Annotated in this window: 16 protein-coding genes; 10 read left to right on the top strand and 6 right to left on the bottom strand. The window is 56.9% G+C overall.

Translation table 11 applies throughout. The features are described 5' to 3' along the window. Positions 1-68 precede the first annotated feature (68 nt). On the top strand, positions 69-290 hold the full coding sequence (cspD, locus tag IM290_RS18905; RefSeq protein ID WP_006809408.1) for a cold shock-like protein CspD: 222 nt from the start codon (positions 69-71) through the stop codon (positions 288-290). Between the two features lie 70 nt (positions 291-360). Here the strand turns inward: cspD and macB are convergent, their stop codons facing one another. Further along, on the bottom strand, positions 361-2,301 hold the full coding sequence (gene macB, locus IM290_RS18900; RefSeq protein ID WP_193041634.1) for a macrolide ABC transporter ATP-binding protein/permease MacB: 1,941 nt from the start codon (positions 2,299-2,301) through the stop codon (positions 361-363). Beyond that, the gene (gene macA, locus IM290_RS18895) at positions 2,298-3,413 is read right to left on the bottom strand and encodes a macrolide transporter subunit MacA (RefSeq protein ID WP_017384842.1); all 1,116 of its coding nucleotides are present in this window, start codon (positions 3,411-3,413) and stop codon (positions 2,298-2,300) included. Before macA ends, macB begins: the two co-directional genes overlap by 4 nt. Positions 3,414-3,572: 159 nt before the next feature. Here macA and IM290_RS18890 point away from each other — a divergent pair, with 159 nt between their 5' ends. Beyond that, entirely contained in the window at positions 3,573-4,529 is a 957-nt protein-coding gene (locus IM290_RS18890; RefSeq protein ID WP_193041635.1) for a VirK/YbjX family protein, read from the top strand. On the opposite strand, the gene IM290_RS18885 is transcribed toward IM290_RS18890, so the two are convergent. Beyond that, positions 4,526-6,184: an ATP-dependent endonuclease gene (locus IM290_RS18885; protein ID WP_193041636.1), complete on the bottom strand. Its 1,659-nt coding sequence runs from the start codon at positions 6,182-6,184 to the stop codon at positions 4,526-4,528. The two genes, IM290_RS18890 and IM290_RS18885, sit on opposite strands and share 4 nt — an antisense overlap. Before the next feature lie 291 nt (positions 6,185-6,475). Here IM290_RS18885 and aqpZ point away from each other — a divergent pair, with 291 nt between their 5' ends. From aqpZ to IM290_RS18845, 8 genes are all read left to right on the top strand, one after another. Next, the gene (gene aqpZ, locus IM290_RS18880) at positions 6,476-7,171 is read left to right on the top strand and encodes an aquaporin Z (protein WP_026080729.1); all 696 of its coding nucleotides are present in this window, start codon (positions 6,476-6,478) and stop codon (positions 7,169-7,171) included. A 180-nt stretch (positions 7,172-7,351) separates the two neighbouring features. Continuing rightward, positions 7,352-8,251, top strand: coding sequence for a lysine exporter LysO family protein (locus IM290_RS18875; RefSeq protein ID WP_015570988.1), 900 nt, complete (start codon positions 7,352-7,354; stop codon positions 8,249-8,251). Between the two features lie 144 nt (positions 8,252-8,395). Beyond that, entirely contained in the window at positions 8,396-10,048 is a 1,653-nt protein-coding gene (hcp, locus tag IM290_RS18870; protein WP_193041637.1) for a hydroxylamine reductase, read from the top strand. Positions 10,049-10,058: 10 nt separating this feature from the next. Then, positions 10,059-11,027: an NADH oxidoreductase gene (gene hcr / locus IM290_RS18865; RefSeq protein ID WP_193041638.1), complete on the top strand. Its 969-nt coding sequence runs from the start codon at positions 10,059-10,061 to the stop codon at positions 11,025-11,027. Between the two features lie 313 nt (positions 11,028-11,340). Next, positions 11,341-13,059 carry a ubiquinone-dependent pyruvate dehydrogenase gene (gene poxB, locus IM290_RS18860; RefSeq protein WP_193041639.1) on the top strand — a complete coding sequence of 573 codons (1,719 nt, stop codon included), beginning with the start codon at positions 11,341-11,343 and terminating at the stop codon, positions 13,057-13,059. A gap of 38 nt (positions 13,060-13,097) precedes the next feature. Continuing rightward, complete coding sequence (gene ltaE / locus IM290_RS18855) at positions 13,098-14,099, top strand: low-specificity L-threonine aldolase (RefSeq protein ID WP_015570991.1); 1,002 nt, start codon at positions 13,098-13,100, stop codon at positions 14,097-14,099. A gap of 10 nt (positions 14,100-14,109) precedes the next feature. Next, positions 14,110-15,546 carry an SDR family oxidoreductase gene (locus IM290_RS18850; RefSeq protein WP_023296207.1) on the top strand — a complete coding sequence of 479 codons (1,437 nt, stop codon included), beginning with the start codon at positions 14,110-14,112 and terminating at the stop codon, positions 15,544-15,546. Positions 15,547-15,638: 92 nt separating this feature from the next. Then, complete coding sequence (locus IM290_RS18845) at positions 15,639-16,652, top strand: NAD(P)-dependent oxidoreductase (protein WP_017384852.1); 1,014 nt, start codon at positions 15,639-15,641, stop codon at positions 16,650-16,652. A 138-nt stretch (positions 16,653-16,790) separates the two neighbouring features. On the opposite strand, the gene IM290_RS18840 is transcribed toward IM290_RS18845, so the two are convergent. The 3 genes from IM290_RS18840 to IM290_RS18830 form a co-directional block, all read right to left on the bottom strand. Next, positions 16,791-18,602, bottom strand: coding sequence for a glycoside hydrolase family 19 protein (locus IM290_RS18840; protein WP_193041640.1), 1,812 nt, complete (start codon positions 18,600-18,602; stop codon positions 16,791-16,793). Between the two features lie 134 nt (positions 18,603-18,736). Then, a complete protein-coding gene (gene iagB / locus IM290_RS18835; protein WP_017384854.1) occupies positions 18,737-19,177 on the bottom strand; it encodes a type III secretion system invasion protein IagB in 441 nt (146 codons plus the stop codon). 102 nt (positions 19,178-19,279) lie between these two features. After that, entirely contained in the window at positions 19,280-21,982 is a 2,703-nt protein-coding gene (locus tag IM290_RS18830) for a glycosyl hydrolase family 18 protein (protein WP_193041641.1), read from the bottom strand. Between the last annotated feature and the right edge of the window lie 195 nt (positions 21,983-22,177).

Here is a 22,177-nt window from a genome sequence, read left to right as displayed (position 1 = left end):
GAACAGCCCCCACTCCACCACCGGTTCATTCCATCTTAATTTATAAGATTTACGAAGGATGTCGAAGCATGGAAATGGGTACTGTTAAGTGGTTCAACAACGCCAAGGGGTTTGGCTTCATTTGCCCCGAAGGCGGCGGCGAGGATATCTTCGCTCACTATTCCACCATTCAGATGGATGGTTACAGGACGCTCAAAGCCGGGCAGTCCGTCCGGTTCGATGTACACCAGGGGCCAAAAGGCAATCACGCCAGTCTTATCGTGCCCGTTGAAGCAGAAACGGTTGCATAGCTCTCTGATTCATTGTGTACACCCCGCAGGCAAAATGCCAGCCCGATCGGCTGGCATTTTTATTTTCGGGTTATTCCCGCGCCAGCGCATCCACCGGATCCAGCCGCGCCGCGTTTCGTGCCGGCAGCCAGCCAAACAAAATGCCGGTAAAGGTGGAGCACAAAAACGCGGTGAGGATCGCCATCGGTGAGAAGCCAATCTCCCACCCCGGTAAAAAGAGCTGGAGCGCGAAGGCGATCATCATCGAGAGCGCAATCCCCATTGCGCCTCCCACCAGACACACCAGCACCGCTTCAATCAGAAACTGCTGGAGCACGTCGCTGGCTCTGGCTCCGACCGCCATGCGGATGCCGATCTCTCTCGTGCGTTCGGTCACCGACACCAGCATAATGTTCATCACCCCTATCCCGCCGACGACCAGCGAAATCACCGCCACCAGCGTCAGGAACAGCTGAAGAGTACGTGTGGTCTTTTCGGCCGTTTTCAAGAGGCCGTCCATGTTCCAGGTGAAGAAATCCTTTTTCCCGTGGCGCAACGTTAACAGCCGCTCGAGCTGCTGTTCCGCCAGCGCGCTGTCGTAGCCCTCTTTCACTCGCACGGTAATGGAGTTGAGCCAGGACTGTCCCATAATGCGCCCGGAAATGGTGCTGTACGGCAGCCAGACGCGCAGGATCTTGCTGCTGCCAAACATGGACTGTTTCTCTTCCGCCACACCAATCACCGTGGCGGGCATGTTACCCACCAGGATCACTTCCCCCACCACACGGGTTTTATTGGGGAAAAGCTGTCTGCGCGAGTTAGCGTCTAACACCACCACCTGCGCCCTGCCCGCCAGCTGTTCCGCGTTGAAGGTCGCCCCTTCGCTGAAGGTCATGCCGTAGACGTTGAAGTAATCTCCGCTGACGCCGTTAGCGCTGGCCGCCACGTCGATGTTGCCGTAGCGCAGACGCAGGTTTTGCGACACGGCAGGCGTGGCGGAGTTCACCCACGGCTGCTTCTGAATAGCCGCCAGATCGTCGTATTTCAGCGCCTGCTGATACTGCGGCTCGTCGTCGCCAAAATCTTTGCCGGGGTAAACGTCGATGGTATTAGTCCCGATGGCGCGAATATCCGCCAGCACCAGCTGTTTCGCCGCATCGCCCACAACCACAATCGACACCACCGAGGCAATACCGATAATGATGCCGAGCATGGTCAGCAGGGTGCGCATTTTGTTGGCCGCCATCGCCAGCCAGGCCATGGTCAGCGCTTCACGAAAGCCGCTGGAAAACTGTCCCCAGCCGGTGGACGCAGGCAAGGCTTCTTTCGCTGCCGCCGCTCTGGACTGACGCGACGGCGGGTTGCTGACCAGCTCGCCGTCGTGGATCTCGATGATGCGTTCCGCCTGCGCCGCCACCTGCGGATCGTGGGTGACAATAATCACCGTATGCCCCTGATCGCGAAGCTGATGCAGGATCGCCATCACTTCTTCACCGGAATGGCTGTCGAGCGCACCGGTTGGCTCATCGGCGAGGATCACCTGTCCGCCGTTCATCAGCGCACGGGCAATACTCACGCGCTGCTGCTGACCGCCGGAAAGCTGCGAAGGCTGATAATCAACACGCTCCGCCAGCCCAAGACGCGTTAACAGCGCCTTCGCGCGTTCAAGGCGTTTTTTGCGCTCGACGCCCGCATACACCGCTGGCACTTCCACATTCTGCGCCGCGCTCAGGTGTGAAAGCAGATGGTAACGCTGGAAGATAAAGCCAAAATGCTCGCGACGCAGCTTCGCCAGCGCGTCGCCGTCCAGGGTGGAAACATCCGTCCCGGTCACGCGATAGGTGCCGCTGGTGGGCTTATCCAGACAGCCAAGGATGTTCATCAGCGTTGATTTACCCGAGCCCGACGCCCCGACAATCGCCACCATTTCACCGGCTTCAACGCGCAGGGAGATGCCCTTCAGCACCTCCACCGGCCCGTCGCCGGACGGATAGCTGCGACGAATGTCATTCAGCTCAAGCAGCGCCGTCATTGCGCGGCTCCGGGCAGGGTTTCGCTGGTGACCACTTCCTCACCCTCTTCCAGCCCTTTTACCACCACCACATCGGTGTCGTTACGTGCGCCAATCACCACTTCCCGCTCGCGGGTTTCGCCGTTGCGCAGCACTTTCACCTTGTAGCGATTGTCCCCGGCGGATTCACCCAGCGCGGAGAGCGGAACCGTCAGCACGTTTTTCACGCCGGTCAGCTGGATATGCACCTGAGCGGTCATGTCCAGACGCAGCACGCCCTGCGGGTTTGGCACCTCAAAACGCGCATAATAGAAGATGGCGTCGTTGACCTTCTCCGGCGTCGGCAGGATATCTTTCAGCACCCCTTCATAGCGGGTTTGCGGATCGCCCAGCACCGTAAACCAGGCTTTCTGCCCCGGCTTAAGGTGAATGACGTCCGCTTCGGATACCTGGGCTTTAACCAGCATGGTGCTCATATCCGCCAGGGTCAGAATGTTCGGCGCCTGCTGCGCGGCGATGACCGTCTGGCCTTGCAGGGTGGTTATCTGCGTCACTTCCCCGGCCATTGGCGCAACGATTTGCGTGTAATCGAGGTTGGTTTTTGCCGTATCCAGCGAGGCCTGATTCCGTTTGATTTGCGCATCGATGGTGCCAATCTGCGCCTGCTTCACCGCCAGCTCCGTGGCGGCTGTGTCCAGATCCTGTTTCGAGATAGCCTGCGTTTTCGCCAGCGCCTGCTGGCGCGTCAGGGTGACCTGAGCGAGATTACGCTCCGCCTGAGCCTGCGCGCGCTGGGCGCGGAGCTCCATCAGCGTCGCTTCCACTTCGCGGATCTGGTTTTGCGCCTGCTCAGGATCGATCACGCCCAGCAGTTGGCCTTTTTTAACCTTATCGCCAATCTCAACTGACAGGGTTTTAAGCTGACCGCTGACCTGTGCGCCCACGTCAACCTTACGCAGGGCATCCAGTTTCCCCGTCGCCAGCACGTTTTGTTGCAGTTCACCCGGACGAACAATCAGCGTTTGATACTGTGGTACCGGCGCGTTCAGGACCTTCCATAACCAGAATCCGCCCGCTAACACCACTACCGCCAGCAGCAGAAACAGCTTTCTGCGTTTTCCCTTCAGGTTCATAAATATTCCAAATAATTGTTCTGGCTATCATCACCGTTGATTTTATCTAAACCACTCCTCAACGAAACCCCCGATCCCCGTAATCGTCGGGAATTGTTTACCCGATGTTGATAAAGCGCCTGCTGAAATAGCGATATTCCACCAGAAGCAGGATCTAACATGTCTTCCATCGTCGATACACCTTATTCAACGCTGCCCCAGCCTAAATCGGGCTGGCAACTGTTTAAAAGCCTGGCCTCGGGTTCCCTCACGCCGGGGCTGGCGTGGCAAAATCCGGCCTATCGACGTAAGTTTATGTTGCGCTCGCTGGCAACGCCGTTCACCACTGCGCGCCTGCTCGGAAACCTTGCAAAACAGCCCCGTCTGATGCAGATCCTGCGCGTGCAGCCCGGCCTGCCGTGCCGCCTGCACCGGCCGTGGCTGACCGTCAATATGGGCCGTCAGACTACGCTGGACGCATTGAACGATCACTATGAGATGATGAGCCGCCATCTTCCGGCGTCGCTGCTGAACGGCTACTTCTCCAGCCATGGCATCACGCTGGTGACGTTAACGGGCAAAGAGGAGCAGCAGTTTAGCGTTCGCCTGAGCGCGGATGCGTTTCTGGACAAAGAAGGGGAAGCGACCCTCACTTTTTGCGACCACCAGAACACGGTGCTGGCCGAGCTGACCTTTACGCTGTGCACATACCAGGGCAAGTCAACGCTCTTCATCGGCGGAATGCAGGGGGCGAAAGCGCATGTCCCGCACGAGCATATTCAGCTGGCGACCAAAGCCTGTCACGGACTGTTCCCAAAACGTCTGCTGGTTGAAGCGGTCATGACGCTGGCAGGCGCCTTCCCGGTCGAGCAGATCCTCGCGGTGAGTAACGCCACCCACATCTACCGCAGCTGGCGCTATCGCAAGAAAAAAGAGGGAAAATTGCTGGCTGACTATGACAGCTTCTGGCGCTCCCTTGGCGGGCAGCAGCAGGATAACGGCAACTTTGCCCTGCCGCTGACCATGCCACGCAAACCGATGGAAGAGATTGCGAGTAAAAAACGGTCCGAATACCGCCGCCGCTATACCCTGCTTGATAGCCTGATCCAACAGGTTTCGCAGGCGACTGCCCGTTAATCGGCCCTCCCGCGAGCCAGCCAGAGGACGCGGGAGAACATTTTACGCAGCAGCGTGGGCACCGACTCCACGCCTCGCCTGCCCGCTTCCGTCGCAACTTCAATGGCCAAATCCGGTTTTGACGACCGATGGATAGCTTTGGCAATCACCCGACGCATATTCATGGGCACATCCACCGGGATCATCGCCACGCGGTGAAAGACGTCGTCAAATCCCTGGCGGTACATAAAGTGCTCCATGTCCATCGCAGGCAGCGCGGTCAGATGTTCCCGCTCCTCTTCACGATCGTTATTGAGCAGGCTGCGCACGGTCGCCGCATATTTTTTACCCGCCTCATCGCCATCCACCAGCACGTGCCACTCTATCCCCATCCGGCGCGCAAATTTGATCAGCGGTTTTAAGCCAGACTGAGCAAATTCGATCACTTTGATCCCTTCGGCGTCAAAGTGGTGTCCGCACTGGCGAGCCAGCTCGTTTATCACCCAGGTTTCCGTTTCCCCTTCCACCAGCAACCAGCAGCGGGCAAACAGGGAAGAGGCACGGTTAAAACGGATATGAAACGCAATTCGTCGGCCATCTTCGGCATTTAACCCGCCGGGCCCGAGCCGGTAGGCGGTGACCCGCGACGATTCACGCACCAGGCGGCAGACATACTCCACCGGCGTCAGAGAGAGCAGCTCTCCGGAATTCGTGGTGGTGACTCGCTGCAACGGCAGCAAATTAAGAAGATGCCACGCCACGGAAAGCATAATCGGGTGCAGCCGCGTTTCCGGATCTTCCACCAGCAGCAGCGGGCGCGCGTCCCGATCCAGGCGCACCGTCCCTTTCGCCTGTAAAAGCGTGGAGAATAATCCCAGCAGGATCACCCGATGCGTGCGCCCGCCGGGGCGGTCGATCATGCGGTTGATAATATCGAGATAGCGCCAGCTTCGTTGTTCATCGTGCGAGCGGCGACGCATCAGACGGTGGCGCGCCTGCCCCGTTCCCTGCTCGGAGAAATAGTGCTCCAGCAGTTGCACCATGGCAGACAGTCCCTGACGGATCTGGCCGTCGGTGAGGTTCTGCGGCCGTGAGACCAGTTCACGGGCGAGGAAATCCAGTTCGCGGGCGGTCACCTCCACCTCGGGCATATTCGGCACGGTGCCGTTACGGATCCGCCGCATAAAGCGCGCGTCTCGTAAGCGCAGCACGGGGGAGAGGCGGATAAGATGGCGGGCAAGCTCGTCAATATTATCGAGCGGGATCGGATTTCCCTTCTCATCAAGAAATTCACGCAGGGTTAACACCCCGTCGTTTTGCGCCATTTCGCCCTCAAGGCGATAGAAAATACGCTGGAAACCATCTTCACAGGGCACCCAGCAGGGCGACATAGGGCGAAAACGACGCACGCGATGGCGACCGGGCTCGGATTCGCGGAAGGTCAGAATGATATGCAGGTGTTTCTCGCGTCCGTTGACATCCCCCGGCGGAAACCAGAAGTCATCATGAACGAAGTGGTACAAGTTCTCTTCGGGCGAAAGCAGCAGCGTCAGGGCATCCAGCAGGCTGGATTTACCCCAGGCGTTTTCGCCTATCAGGACGTTGTTCTGTTTCAGTTGTAGCGACAGGCGGTTAATCCCGCGAAACCCGACAATCTCCACACGTTCGAGTAGCATACATCCCCCGCAATTCGGCCACTTTTTCCTTCAAGTTATCAGCAGTATAGCGGCAGGCTGTGGGTCACGACAGCAGAATATACGCCCCCTTAATTATTGGGCTATGCTCTTATTACATCCGATCTGAACAAGGATTGACATCACATTGCCTTAAATCAAATTTAGTGAATTTATTTGAGTGGCGAAGGGATGTTGATGGTTTCAAAATACTGGCTCTTTGAGTCGTCATCCCTTTATGGCGATATAACCCGCGCGCAGGAATGGGCGCGGACGTTTATTATTGAGGTGGTTATGTTCAGAAAATTAGCGGCAGAATGCTTTGGTACATTCTGGCTGGTGTTTGGTGGCTGCGGTAGCGCAGTACTGGCAGCCGCATTTCCGGAATTAGGTATTGGCTTTGTCGGCGTCGCGCTGGCATTCGGTTTAACTGTATTAACCATGGCATTCGCCGTGGGGCATATTTCCGGCGGTCATTTCAACCCGGCCGTCACATTAGGATTATGGGCGGGCGGACGTTTCCCGGCGAAAGATATTATTGGCTATATTATTGCCCAGGTTATTGGCGGTATTATTGCCGCGGCGGTGCTGTACGTAATTGCCAGCGGTAAAGCCGGATTTGATGCCGCAGCCAGCGGTTTTGCGTCGAACGGCTTCGGCGAACACTCTCCAGGCGGCTACTCGATGCTGTCTGCCATCGTGATTGAAATTGTGCTCACCGCAGGCTTCCTGTTGGTGATCCACGGCGCAACGGACAAATACGCGCCTGCGGGCTTTGCCCCCATCGCTATTGGTCTGGCGCTGACGCTGATCCACCTCATCTCCATCCCGGTGACCAACACCTCCGTTAACCCGGCGCGCAGCACCGCGGTGGCTATTTTCCAGGGCGGCTGGGCGCTTGAACAGCTGTGGCTGTTCTGGGTGATGCCTATTATCGGCGGTATTCTGGGCGGCGTGCTGTATCGCACCCTGCTGGAAAAACGCGATTAATGGTTTTCCCCCCTCTCCCTGTGGGAGAGGGCCGGGGTGAGGGCATCAGGCCGCACCACCCCAAATAGACAAGCCGGGTAAGGCATAGCCTCCACCCGGCTTTTTTTGTAGCTTTACCTCACAGCCTTTATTGGGTAGTGTCTCTGGCGCTTAACGAAAACTCAAAAGGACCGGCTGTTCATGTTCTCAGGACTCCTCATCATTCTTCTGCCCCTGATTGTGGGCTACCTTATTCCGCTGCGTCATGAATCGGCCTTAAAGCTTATTAATCGTTTTCTCAGCTGGATTGTTTACGTCATTCTGTTCTTTATGGGGATCAGCCTGGCCTTCCTGGATAATCTGGCGACGAACTTGCTTTCCATCCTGCATTATTCTGCGGTTACGGTAGTGGTTATTCTGCTGTGCAATATTGCTGCGCTGTTCTGGCTGGAACGCACTATTCCCTGGAAAAATCACCACCATCAGGAAAAGCTTCCCTCCCGTATTGCGATGGCGCTGGAATCATTAAAACTGTGCGGCGTGGTGGTACTCGGTTTTTTACTGGGTCTGACCGGCTGGGCATTTTTACAGCACGCAACGGAAGCCAGCGAATATACGCTTATTTTCCTGCTCTTCCTGATTGGTATTCAGCTGCGAAATAATGGCATGACGCTGAAACAGATTGTCCTTAACCGCCGGGGCATGATGGTTGCCGTTATCGTTGTGGCCAGCTCACTGGCGGGGGGAGTGATTAACGCCTTTATTCTCGATCTGCCGCTGAAAACCAGCCTGGCGATGGCGTCCGGTTTCGGCTGGTATTCGCTCTCCGGTATTCTGCTGACCGAATCGTTTGGTCCGGTAATCGGCAGCGCAGCCTTCTTTAACGATCTGGCGCGCGAGCTGATAGCCATCATGCTGATCCCCGGCCTGGTACGCCGCAGCCGCTCTACTGCGCTGGGCCTGTGCGGGGCCACCTCAATGGACTTTACCCTGCCGGTGTTACAGCGCTCGGGAGGGCTGGAGATGGTTCCTGCCGCCATCGTACACGGCTTTATTCTGAGCCTGCTGGTACCCATTCTGATGGCGTTCTTCTCAGCCTGATACTGCTTTGGCGGTAGTGAACCTGCCGCCAAAATTGCGCTAAATCAATAACCCTCCACTTAGTATAAGAAAGCACTTTTCTCTGCTGTGGCACAGGCATAACCTTAAACATGTATCTCAAATATAACTTTAACAGGTGTGATTATGTTTTGTGTGCAATGTGAACAAACCATCCGTACCCCAGCAGGCAACGGCTGCTCTTACGCGCAGGGTATGTGCGGCAAAACCGCAGAAACGTCCGATCTCCAGGATCTGCTGATTGCGGCGCTGCAAGGCTTGTCCGCCTGGGCCTTCAAAGCCCGTGAATATGGCATTGTTGATCACTATGTCGACAGCTTTGCGCCGCGCGCATTTTTCTCCACGCTGACCAACGTTAACTTCGATTCTCCACGCATTGTGGGCTATGCCCGCGAAGCGATTGCCCTGCGTGAAGCCCTGAAAGCGCAGTGCCTGAATGCCGACGCCAGCGCCCGCGTGGACAACCCGATGGCGGAGCTACAGCTGGTGAGCGACGACCTGGGCGAGCTACAGCGTCAGGCCGCAGAATTTACTCCCAATAAAGACAAAGCGGCGATTGGCGAAAACATTCTCGGCCTGCGCCTGCTGTGCCTGTACGGTCTGAAAGGTGCTGCGGCCTATATGGAACACGCGCACGTACTCGGCCAGTACGACAACGCTATTTACGCCCAGTACCACAAAATCATGGCCTGGCTGGGCACCTGGCCTTCCGATATGAACGCCCTGCTGGAATGCTCGATGGAAATCGGCCAGATGAACTTCAAAGTGATGAGCATTCTGGATGCCGGTGAAACCAGCACCTACGGCCACCCAACGCCAACGCAGGTCAACGTCAAAGCAACCGAAGGCAAATGCATTCTGATCTCCGGTCATGACCTGAAAGATCTCTACAACCTGCTGAAGCAGACCGAAGGCACCGGCGTTAACGTTTATACCCACGGCGAAATGCTGCCTGCGCACGGTTACCCGGAGCTGCGTAAATTTAAACATCTGATCGGTAACTACGGCAGCGGCTGGCAGAACCAGCAGGTGGAGTTCGCCCGCTTCCCTGGCCCAATCGTCATGACCTCTAACTGCATCATCGACCCGACCGTCGGCGCGTATGACGACCGTATCTGGACCCGCAGCATCGTCGGCTGGCCGGGCGTGAGCCACCTTGAAGGCGACGATTTCGGTCCGGTTATCGCTCAGGCGCAGCAGATGGCAGGCTTCCCGTACAGCGAAATTCCGCACCTCATCACCGTCGGTTTTGGTCGTGAAACTCTGCTGGGTGCGGCGGATTCCCTGATTGACCTCGTCAGCCGTGAAAAACTGCGTCACATCTTCCTGATCGGCGGCTGTGACGGCGCGCGCGGGGAACGTAACTACTTCACCGATTTCGCCACCCGCGTACCGGAAGACTGTCTGATCCTGACCCTTGCCTGCGGTAAGTACCGTTTCAACAAGCTGGACTTCGGCAACATCGAAGGACTGCCGCGCCTGGTGGATGCTGGTCAGTGTAACGATGCGTATTCAGCCATTATTCTGGCGGTCACGCTGGCAGAGAAACTGGGCTGCGGCGTGAACGATCTGCCGCTGTCGCTGGTGCTCTCATGGTTTGAACAGAAAGCGATTGTCATCCTGCTGACCCTGCTCTCTCTCGGCGTCACCAATATCGTGACCGGCCCGACCGCGCCAGGCTTCCTGACGCCAGACCTGCTGGCGGTGCTGAACGAGAAATTCGGTCTGCGTTCAGTAACGAATGTAGAAGACGATATGAAGCAGCTGCTGAGCGCGTAAGGAGAGATTCATGACCATGCCAACCCCACAATGCCCGTGGCGGATGCAGGTTCATCACATCCATCAGGAGACGCCGGATATGTGGACGCTGTCGCTGCTGTGCCACGACTACTACCCGTACCGTGCAGGTCAGTATGCGCTGGTGAGCGTCCGCAATTCTGCGGACACCCTGCGCGCTTACACGATCTCCTCAACGCCGGGCGTGAGCGAGTACATTACGCTGACCATCCGCCGCATTGATGACGGCGCGGGCTCTCAGTGGCTGACTCGCGACGTGAAGCGCGGGGACTACATCTGGCTGTCCGACGCGCAGGGCGAGTTTACCTGTGACGACAAGACGGAAGATAAATTCCTGCTGCTGGCGGCGGGTTGCGGCGTGACGCCGATAATGTCGATGCGTCGCTGGCTGGCGAAATACCGTCCTCAGGCCGACGTGCAGGTGATTTTCAGCGTGCGTTCCCCGGAAGATGTGATTTTTGCCGAAGAATGGCGCAACTATCCGGTGACGCTGGTGGCTGAGCACAACGCGACTCACGGTTTTGTCGCGGGGCGCCTGAGCCGCGAGCTGCTGCAAAGCGTGCCGGATATTGCGAACCGCATCGTGATGACCTGCGGCCCGGCGCCGTACATGGAGATCGTGGAGAAAGAAGTGAAAGCGCTCGGCGTGACCCGCTTCTTCAAAGAGCAGTTCTTCACGCCTGTAGCGGCAGCGGCGACCAGCGGGATGAAGTTCACGAAGCTGCAACCGGCGCAGACCTTCTTTGGCCGCGTGGGCGCCACGCTGCTTGAAGCGCTGGAAAGCAACAACGTACCGGTGGCAGCGGCCTGTCGCGCCGGGGTGTGCGGTTGCTGCAAGACCAAAGTGGTTTCCGGTGAGTACACGGTCACCAGCACCATGACGCTGACCGACGCGGAAATCGCGGAAGGCTATGTACTGGCATGTTCGTGCCATCCGCAGGGCGATCTTGTGCTCGCATAATCTGTCGTGGTTCACCTGTAGGCCCGGTAAGCGTCAGCGCCACCGGGCTTTTTTGTCCGTGCAGGCCAGCTCATTTGCCTTTGTAACTCCTGTAGGCCCGGTAAGCGTCAGCGCCACCGGGCTTTTTGCCGGGTGGCACTACGTTTACCCGGCCTACATTGTGCCTACTGCCTGTACGGCAGCCCGTTATTTTTTTGACTTTGCCAGGCGCGTCGCGCAGAAAAACCACCTGTACTTAAGGAATACTGAGCAGGCAATACAGCGACTTTCTTCTAAGCTTGTAAGCGATATCACAAAAAGGAGACGGACAACCATGAAACAAACTGTGGCTGCATACATAGCGAAAACCCTTGAGCAGGCTGGCGTAAAGCGTATCTGGGGCGTCACTGGCGATTCTCTGAACGGACTCAGCGATAGCCTTAACAAGATGAAAACTATTGAGTGGATGCCCACCCGCCATGAAGAAGTCGCCGCCTTTGCCGCCGGTGCCGAAGCGCAGCTTACGGGTGAACTCGCCGTCTGTGCAGGTTCCTGCGGACCGGGAAACCTGCACCTCATCAACGGTCTGTTCGACTGTCACCGCAACCATGTTCCGGTGCTGGCGATTGCGGCTCACATTCCGTCATCTGAAATCGGTAGCGGCTATTTTCAGGAGACGCATCCGCAGGAGCTGTTCCGTGAATGCAGCCACTATTGCGAGCTGGTCTCATCGCCGGAGCAGATCCCACAGGTGCTGGCGATAGCCATGCGTAAGGCGATCCTGAATCGCGGGGTTTCGGTGGTTGTGCTGCCGGGGGACGTGGCGCTGAAGGCCGCACCTGAAACCGCCACCACCCACTGGTACTCTGCGCCCCAGCCAACCATTACCCCTGCCGAAGAAGAGCTGAAAAAGCTGGCACAGCTGCTGCGATACTCCAGCAATATCGCCCTGATGTGCGGCAGCGGCTGCGCCGGCGCGCATAAAGAGCTGATGGAATTTGCCGGCAAGCTGAAGGCCCCAGTGGTGCACGCCCTGCGCGGGAAAGAGCACGTTGAATACGATAACCCGTACGATGTCGGCATGACCGGGCTGATCGGTTTTTCCAGCGGCTTCCACACCATGATGAACGCCGACACGCTGATCCTGCTCGGCACCCAGTTCCCGTACCGCGCGTTCTACCCGACGGATGCCAAAATTATCCAGATCGACATTAATCCCGGCAGCATCGGCGCGCACAGCAAGGTGGATATGGCGCTTATCGGCGATATCAAATCCACCCTCGCCGCCTTGCTGCCGCTGCTGGAAGAAAAAACGGACCGCAAATTCCTCGATAAAGCTCTGAGCGATTATCGCGATGCGCGCAAGGGGCTGGACGATCTCGCCAAACCGAGCGAAAAAGCGATCCACCCGCAGTATCTGGCGCAGCAGATCAGCCACTTCGCCGACGACGATGCCATCTTCACCTGCGACGTAGGAACGCCCACCGTCTGGGCCGCGCGCTATCTGAAAATGAACGGCAAACGTCGCCTGCTTGGGTCGTTCAACCATGGCTCAATGGCCAACGCCATGCCGCAGGCGCTGGGTGCAAAGGCGACGGCACCGGAACGTCAGGTGGTGGCGATGTGCGGCGACGGCGGGTTCAGTATGCTGATGGGGGATTTCCTGTCGGTGGCGCAGATGAAGCTTCCGCTCAAAATCGTGGTCTTTAACAACAGCGTTCTGGGCTTCGTGGCAATGGAGATGAAGGCCGGAGGCTACCTCACGGACGGCACCGAACTGCACGACACCAACTTCGCCCGCATCGCCGAAGCCTGCGGTATCACCGGTATTCGGGTGGAGAAAGCCTCAGAGGTGGACGACGCCCTGCAACGCGCCTTCGCCATCGACGGCCCGGTGCTGGTGGATGTGGTGGTCGCCAAAGAAGAGCTGGCGATCCCGCCTCAAATCAAGCTGGAACAGGCCAAAGGTTTTAGCCTCTACATGCTGCGCGCCATCATCAGCGGGCGCGGTGACGAAGTGATCGAACTGGCAAAAACCAACTGGCTCAGGTAAAACATTTCACAAGACCTCTTAAATTAAAGGGATGTGAAATGATTGATTTACGTAGTGATACCGTTACCCGTCCGGGCCGCGCCATGCTCGAAGAGATGATGGCCGCCCCGGTCGGGGACGACGTCTACGGCGATGACCCGACGGTCAACGAACTCCAGCGCTATGCGGCAGAGCTGAGCGGTAAAGAGGCTGCCCTGTTCCTGCCCACCGGCACGCAGGCTAACTTGGTGGCGCTGCTCAGCCACTGCGAGCGCGGCGAAGAGTATATCGTCGGCCAGGGGGCGCATAACTACCTGTACGAAGCCGGCGGTGCGGCGGTGCTTGGCAGCATCCAGCCGCAGCCGATCGATGCCGCACCGGACGGTACGCTGCCGCTGGACAAAGTCGCGGCGAAAATCAAAGCCGACGATATTCACTTCGCCCGCACTAAACTGCTGAGCCTCGAAAACACCCATAACGGTAAAGTCCTGCCGCGCGAATACCTGAAAGCGGCATGGGACTTTACCCGCGAGCGTAAGCTCGGCCTGCACGTTGACGGCGCACGTATCTTCAACGCCGTGGTGGAGTACGGCTGCGAGCTGAAAGCGATCACCCAATATTGCGACTCGTTCACCATTTGCCTCTCTAAAGGGCTGGGTACGCCGGTAGGTTCCCTGCTGGTTGGCAGCGCAGACTACATCAGGCGCGCCAACCGCTGGCGCAAAATGACCGGCGGCGGGATGCGTCAGGCGGGTATTCTGGCGGCTGCCGGACTGTACGCCCTGAAAAATAACGTGTCACGCCTGAAAGACGATCACGACAATGCAGCGTGGATGGCAGCGCAGCTGCGTGAAATCGGCGCTGATGTCATGCGTCACGACACTAACATGCTGTTTGTCCGCGTCGGCGATGAGCATGCTGCCGCGCTGGGCGACTTTATGAAAGCCCGAGGCGTGCTGATTAACGCCTCCCCGGTCGTACGGCTGGTGATGCACCTTGACGTTAACCGCGAGCAGCTGACCGAGGTGGTGAAACACTGGCAGGCGTTTTTACAGCGTTAAGGAGCATACCGTGCCGCAACGTATTCTGGTGCTCGGCGCCAGCGGGTATATCGGTCAGCATCTGACCACTGCGTTAAGCCAGCAGGGGCACCAGGTGCTGGCAGCGGCACGCAACACGGAACGCCTGCAAAAGCTACATTTGCCTGGCGTGACGTGTCACAACGTTGACCTTAGCTGGCCGAAAGCGCTTCCTGCGCTGCTGGAAGGGGTCGATACGCTTTACTACCTTGTCCACAGCATGGGCGAAGGCGGCGATTTTATCGCCCACGAGCGTCAGGTGGCGATGAACGTTCGTGATGCGCTGCTGCAAACGCCGGTGAAGCAGGTGATTTTTTTAAGCTCGCTCCAGGCGCCTGAGCACGAGCAGTCGGACCATCTGCGCGCCCGACAGCTGACGGCAGAAACGCTGCGGAGCGCCCGTATCCCCGTTACCGAACTGCGGGCAGGGATCATCGTCGGCGCGGGGTCCGCCGCATTCGAAGTGATGCGCGATATGGTCTACAACCTGCCTGTGCTGACGCCGCCGCGCTGGGTACGCTCGCGCACCACGCCCATTGCGCTGGAGAATTTACTCCACTATCTGGTGGCATTGCTGGATCACCCGGCGGAGCAGCATCGCGTGCTGGAGGCGGCAGGCCCGGAAGTGCTGAGCTATCAGGCGCAGTTCGAACATTTTATGCGGGTGAGCGGCCGCCACCGCTGGCTGATCCCCATCCCCTTCCCGACCCGCTGGATATCGGTGTGGTTTTTGAATGTGATCACCTCCGTGCCGCCGACGACCGCCAAAGCGCTTATCCAGGGGCTGAAGCACGATCTGCTGGCGGACGATCGCGCGTTGCGCGCCTTAATTCCCCAGGAACTCATCCGCTTTGACGACGCGGTGCGCAACACGCTGAAAGAGGAAGAGAAGCTGGTGAACTCCAGCGACTGGGGTTATGACGCGCAGGCGTTTGCCCGCTGGCGGCCCGAGTACGGCTATTATCCGAAACAGGCGGGCTGTACGGTAAAAACCACGGCCAGCCTGGCAGCGCTGTGGGAAGTTGTGAACCAGATCGGCGGCAAAGAGCGCTATTTCTTCGGCAATATTCTGTGGCAAACGCGCGGCGCGCTGGACCTGCTGGTCGGTCACCGGCTGGCAAAAGGCCGCCCTGCCCATCCCTGGCTGAAGGTGGGCGATACCGTCGACAGCTGGAAAGTGATTATTGTTGAGCCGGAAAAACAGCTGGCGCTGCTGTTTGGCATGAAGGCACCGGGGCTGGGGCGGCTCTGCTTCACCCTGAAGGACAACGGCGACCATCGTGAACTGGACGTTCGGGCATGGTGGCATCCGCACGGAATGCCGGGTCTGTTTTACTGGTTGCTGATGATCCCGGCACACCTGTTTATCTTCCGCGGAATGGCGAAACGGATTGCGCAACTGGCAGAAGAAAAGCGGGAAAATAACTAAATAAAACTCTTAATCTTTCACCTTTCCCATTGCAACACATCGTAATTCACGAAAGAATGCGCACGAAATTCTTTTCAACACAGTGGATTGTTATGAAGGTACTGGTTACCGGGGCGACCAGCGGTTTAGGCCGAAATGCGGTCGAGTTTCTGCGCAACAAAGGCATCAGCGTGAGGGCCACCGGTCGCAATGAGGCGATGGGTAAGCTCCTGCAAAAAATGGGCGCTGAATTTGTCCATGCCGATCTGACGGAGCTGGTCTCCTCTCAGGCCAAGGTGATGCTCGCCGGTATCGATACGCTGTGGCACTGCTCCAGTTTTACCTCTCCGTGGGGTACCCAGGAAGCCTTTGATCTCGCTAACGTGCGCGCCACGCGTCGTCTGGGAGAATGGGCCGTCGCCTGGGGCGTGCGTAACTTTATTCATATCTCCTCCCCGTCGCTCTATTTCGACTATCACCACCATCGTGATATTCAGGAAGATTTCCGCCCGGCGCGCTTCGCCTGTGAGTTTGCCCGCAGTAAAGCGGCGGGCGAAGAGGTGATCGACCTGCTGGCCCAGTCAAACCCGCACACCCGCTTTACCGTGCTGCGTCCGCAGAGCCTGTTTGGGCCGCACGACAAAGTCTTTATCCCGCGACTGGCCCAGATGATGCACCACTACGGCAGCGTGCTGTTACCGCGCGGCGGCGATGCGCTGGTGGACATGACCTATTACGAAAATGCCGTTCACGCCATGTGGCTGGCGAGCCAGCCGGAATGCGATAAGCTGGTGTCGGGCCGCGCGTACAACATCACCAACGGCGAACCCTGTACCCTGCGCAGCATTGTGCAAAGGCTGATTGACGAGTTAAAGATCGACTGCCGGATCCGTTCCGTTCCCTACCCGATGCTGGACATGATTGCCCGCAGCATGGAGCGCTTTGGCAGTAAATCGGCGAAAGAGCCTGCACTGACGCATTACGGTGTGTCGAAGCTCAACTTTGATTTTACGCTGGATATTTCGCGGGCGGAGAACGAGCTGGGATATAAACCGATTGTATCGCTGGATGAAGGGATAGTGCGTACGGCGGCGTGGTTACGGGATCACGGAAAACTTCATCGTTAGCCTTTTGGCCGGTGGCGGCTGCGCCTTACCGGGCCTACAACTGCACCGTACTGTCCCCTCGCCCCCTTGGGGAGAGGGTCAGGGTGAGGGGAAAGAGCAGACACTAAAACGGCAACCCTGGGGGTTGCCGTTTGCTGTTTATAACGCCGTCCAGGCTTCAGCCCATGCCAGACCTGCGCCAGGTTCATAGTACGTCGGCGCATTGTTACACCAGCCGCTGTACGGGAACGGTTTGCACTGGAACAGTTTACCGTGGTTGTTCACGATATCACCGGCGTTGTACTTGCTGTTCGCGCTCCATGCCGGGTAAGACGTATCTTCTCCGGATGGCGTTGCCGCTTTCGCTTTCACGTTCAGCAGGTAAGACGTGGTGCTGCTCAGTTCGCCATCGCTGACGGTCAGGCTTACTTCATACTGCTGCGCCGTCGCAGACTCTGGCGCTGTAAAGGTCACAACCGCTTTGTCCTGACCGGTAACAGTCTGACCATCCTGGGAACGCCAGGTATACGTCAGCGGGTTACCATCTGGATCGGTTGAGCCTTCGGCGCTCAGAGAAACCTGCGCACCTGCTTCCACTGCACCGATCGGACCGGCAATCTGCGCAACCGGCGCGTGGTTCACCACAACCGGCGTTTCATCCGGCGTTGGGGTTGGTGCCGGCGTTGCATCGTCGGATGGCGTCGGTGTTGGCGTGACCGGCGTTTCGTCCGGGGTCTCGGAAGAACCCTCGTCGTTAACAATTTTCACGTTAAAGAAGTGCTGCACGCACTTGCTGTAGTCACCGTCTTTAAATGCGCTGAACGGGGTCTGGTAGCCCACCAGCTGGCAAGAGTAGGTTTTGCCGTCCGGGGTATCCGCGCTCCATCCCCAGTCCTGTTCCCAGTAAATCTTCAGGGCGCCTGCGCCACCTTCGTCGAACTGCTTCATGTTGGCGCAACCCAACACTTCGTTCGCCGGAACAGGCACTTTCAGGTAGTTCGCAAACTCTTTGTAGTACTTGATACGGTTTTGAGACTGCGCAATTTCAGTCGGGCCGCCGCACTCAACGCCGCCGTTGATGATCTGGGTGGTCACACCGAAGCCCGGAACCAGACCGTTGGCTTTATCGTGATCGTTCGGCTGCCATGTACCGTCGATCACCTGCAACATGCTTGGTTTTGGCGGCTGCGGATAGGCGAAGAAGAAGATCGCACTCGCCAGGTTCAGCCAGGTGTCCGCCACCAGCTCAGGTTTGTCGAGCAGCGTACGCACGTCGCCGTACATCGCTTCAGAGAATGGACCGTAGTTGTAATTGTAGGACAACTGTTTCGCTCCACGACCGAAGTAGCTCAGGAAATCGCCGTCTTTATCTTTACCGCAAGGCCAGGTCTGCCCCTGCCAGACGTCCGGGTTACATTCGCCGTTATAACCGCCCTTCTGCCCTTCGCTCCAGCCCATTTCACGTACGTGGACCAGCGCCTGACGCCATTCGGCTTCCGGACGCCAGCTTTCGTGGCCACCGGTCTCCTGGGCAAAGTGGGCAAACATGGTGGCCAGCTCTTTGCGACAAATAGCGTCGCTGTCACGACCGTCATTGTAGGTCTTACACAGCGCCGGGAATTTACCCACGGCCTTCAGGAAGTTGCTGTAGGTATAGGCCTGCGCGCGCAGCGGGAAGAGATATTCCCAGTCGCTGGCTTTCACAATCCCTTCAACGCGCTTAACGTTGTCCGGGTTCGCCGCCCGGCCTGGCTCAATCAGTTCAACCTGCGCGTTATCCAGCGTCTGGATGGTCTCTTTAACCGAAGCCATCAGCGGGAAGTCCGTCAGTTCCTTCTCTTTCTTCGCCAGATCGCTGGCTTTGATGGTGTACGGCTCACTGCTGGTCTCCTTCAGGTTAGCAGCCTGAGCCATGAGTGGCGCCACGCAGGCTCCCGCAATGAGTACACTCAGTAACGTCCTTTTGTTCATTTCAGTTTTCCTGTTCGTTTAAAATTAAATGTTAAAATCCCGGCTTAGGTATTACTCCGTTAATACATAAACCACATTCAGCTGTTTTCACTTTTCGAAGAACACCTTCAGGAATTCTTCAAAAATAAAAAACGTTAATAACGTGCTGCTAATTTCAGTTGCTGATATTTGGCCCAGACCTTATGGGCATATTTCATCCTCTGCGGATAATTTTCTTTTTTTAGTCCGGCGTTATACGCGCCAACGGCTTCCCAGTTATAGCCATACACCCTGATCATCCCGGCGAGGATAGAAGCCCCGACCATGATCGAGGTACACGGCTCCGTGATTAATCGGTATTCGTCGATTCCTCTGCTTTCCAGCGCGGTAAAATGCGAACTGTTGATTTGCATCAGCCCGACATCCCGCGTGCCATCGCGGTTTTGCCCAACCGCATACGGATTCATTCCGGATTCCACATTCGCTATCGCATACAGTAAATAAGGGTCGACATGATAATAATGCGCCGCTTTATTCCAACAGTTTGCCAGAGCGCTTTGGCTTATTATCAATAACAACAAAATCAACTTTTTCATTTTTACCTGCTGACAGTTTCGGTTATTTCTCCTTACCAACATCCTGTAAAATGAATTTTGAATGACTCCCCCTCTAAAAGGGGGAGTCATTAATGGGTTAGATTATTTGCAATCTGTTGATGCGCCTTCTTTTACCCATACGTCGCTGTTGGCTGGATTATCACCACGGGTCCACCATTTCGCACGGTAAACGTTTCCTTCATAGGTGGTGGTGTCGCCGCCGTTGTAGACCAGGTCAGAACGCCAGTTCATCTTCACGTTGCTCACCAGCTCCCATGCATCCACACCGAAGCCAGGCTGATTGCCCTGAGTCCAGTACTTCGCTTTCCACACCAGATGGTCGAAGCTTACGGTATCGCCACCGTTGTAGATTTTGCTGGATTCCCACGCCGCATATTTGCTGGCATTAGCATCCACAGGTGCATCGCAGCTCCCTTTGTCAGACGGTGGAGTCACATCATCAGCCGGAGGGGTAACGTCATCCGCCGGGTTAGTGTCTTCGTCAGCTGGCACAGGTGCAGGCGTCGCTTTCGGATTCACGGTGACCTGGACGTTAGACTGCACGCTGGTCTTACCGTCGCTCACAACCACGCTCAGGGTGTAGGTAGACGTCGAGCTTACTTCCGGCGCAATGATGTTCACGTTCGCGGAGTCAGTCCCGGTAGCGTGCATATCTGCTGGTACACTCCAGGCGTAGGTCAGCGCATCTCCGTCTGGATCCGCGGCCTGGGCATGCAGCGCATAGGTTTCACCTGATTCAAGCGTGATCGCTTCCATTGGGTTTAAAACCGGTGCCTGGTTAGCTTTCGGCGCCTTGTTCACCACCTGGACATCAATCGCGTTGCTCAGGCCTTTTGCATCGGTCACCGTCAGGCGGAACACCATGGTCTGGTCGGACGTCGCGGCGGCAACGTTAAAGGTCGCTTTCGCTTTGGTGCTGTTGGTGATGGTGACAGACGGACCAGAGACCTGAGTCCATTTGTAGGTAATCGCATCGCCATCAGGATCGCTTGAAGCAGAGCCATCGAGCGTGACGGTTACCGGGCCAGACACGTTCTGATCGGCAGAGGACGCGATTGGCGCGTGGTTGGTGACCACCGGATCAACCGGCGTAGCGTCACCGCCCAGCAGGCTTTCGTTCATCGCGTTCAGGATGTCGCCGGTGTCAGAGTCGATAGACCATGCGAACAGGCCACCCAGTTTATTCGCCAGAACATACTTACCTTTCGCCGTGGTTGAACGCGCATCTTCATACGTGATCAGGTCGCCGGTAGTTTTGTTGAAGACGTAAGGGGCTTCCGCATCAGCGTCGTAGCCGTATTCCCAGCCTGGTTTGCCTTTGTATTCGTTAACAATCTGACGATAGTCAACCACGCCGGGTTCCCAGGTCCCTTTCACCATACCCGTAGCGGTGCCGGTGAAAGGATTGTTACCGGTGTAGCCATGCACGCCGGTCCAGCCGCGGCCATACATTCCCGCACCCACCACGATCTTGCCCGGTTGTACGCCCTGGGAAAGCAGCGCGTTAACGCCATTTTCAGTGGTGTAGTCAGTGTCCGGACGCCATGCTGGCGCGCGCAGCGCCGCCTGGTGGCCGAGAACGGTGTTGCTCCAGCCGCCGTAGAAGTCATAGCTCATCAGGAAGATGTGGTCGAGGTACTGCTGAGCGGCAGTGTAATCCACGTCTTCGATCTTATCGCGGCCTGCACCGATGGCGCTGGTCAGTTCATAGGTACGTCCCGTCTGTGCAGACAGCTCGTTCAGCATGGTGCGCAGGTCGTGCATCAGTGCGGTATAGGTCGCTTTATCCTGCTGCGGGTTACCCAGATTTTCGCTCACACCGCCACCACCAGGGAATTCCCAGTCGATATCCACGCCGTCAAAGAATTTCCAGGTCTGGAGGAACTCTTTCACAGAAGAGACAAAGCGTGCGCGGATAGCCGGGTCACCCATGTGGAAGAAGGGATCGGAGAGCGTCCAGCCGCCGATAGATGGCAGCACTTTCAGGTCCGGATGCGCTTTTTTCAGCGCCATCAGCTGACCAAAGTTACCTTTGTACGGGTCGTCCCAGCCGGAGACGCCAGCCTGTGGTTTTTGCAGCGCAGCCCATGGGTCGTGGATCGCCACGGTATAGTCAGGACGGCCCTTACAGTCGTTCTGGAGCACGCGGAAGCTGTTGCCGCCTTCAATGGTTTTCAGGCCGTCGTTGATGCCGTCACCGCCACAGATTGGAATGAAGCCGTACAGAATGTGGTTGAGGTTTGCCGCAGGGATCTTATCAACCGGGAAGTTACGGTCATAAACGCCCCACTCCGGGAAGTAGGCCGCAACCACTTTATCGGTATGCTTCGCAAACGCTTTGTTATTCTCTTTGAGAGACGTATTCAGCGGCAGCAGGTGGCTACCGTCGGTGTCTGCCACAATAATCAGCTTGCTGGCGCTTTTCGCACAGCCGCTGGCGTTACAGACTTCAACCTGTTCCTGATAACGCCCGCCTTTTTTCACTTTAAACGTTGCAGAGCCCGTCGCGCCGGCTGCGCCGGTCCATACGGTCTGTCCGTCCAGCAGAACTTTCGCTGAAGTTGGCGCATCACCACTCCAGACGTTCCACTCAACTTTTACATCCACGCCATCGTTATACACTTTGACAAGATTGTTATAATCCTGGGCAGCCTGATCCACTTCCACCAGGGCAAATTTGTCATTGCCATAGCCGATCGTCGGAGCACCTGGCGCTGCTGCAAATGCGGAGCTGGTTGCCGCCGCAATAAAGAGCGCCAGATATTTTGGCTTCATAAATTTCATTTTTATTTCCTGATAAATTTATTCGTAACGTAATAACCCATGTCTTCCGTGAGATCATGGATGCGTTTCGCGTAATGCGTATTTAACCAACGTGAGTGTCGTGAACAAAAAAATTGTTGCTGCGTTGTATTCCTCCATTAAAAGATACAAGCCCAGATTCCGTGTAGCTTATATCCTTTACGATACACTGAGCAT

Source organism: Enterobacter cloacae complex sp. S1, assembly GCF_014930525.1.
Classification (GTDB): domain Bacteria; phylum Pseudomonadota; class Gammaproteobacteria; order Enterobacterales; family Enterobacteriaceae; genus Enterobacter; species Enterobacter hormaechei_C.
The sequence above is the reverse complement of the archived record's forward strand: the minus strand, read 5'-3'. Positions and strand labels throughout refer to the sequence as shown.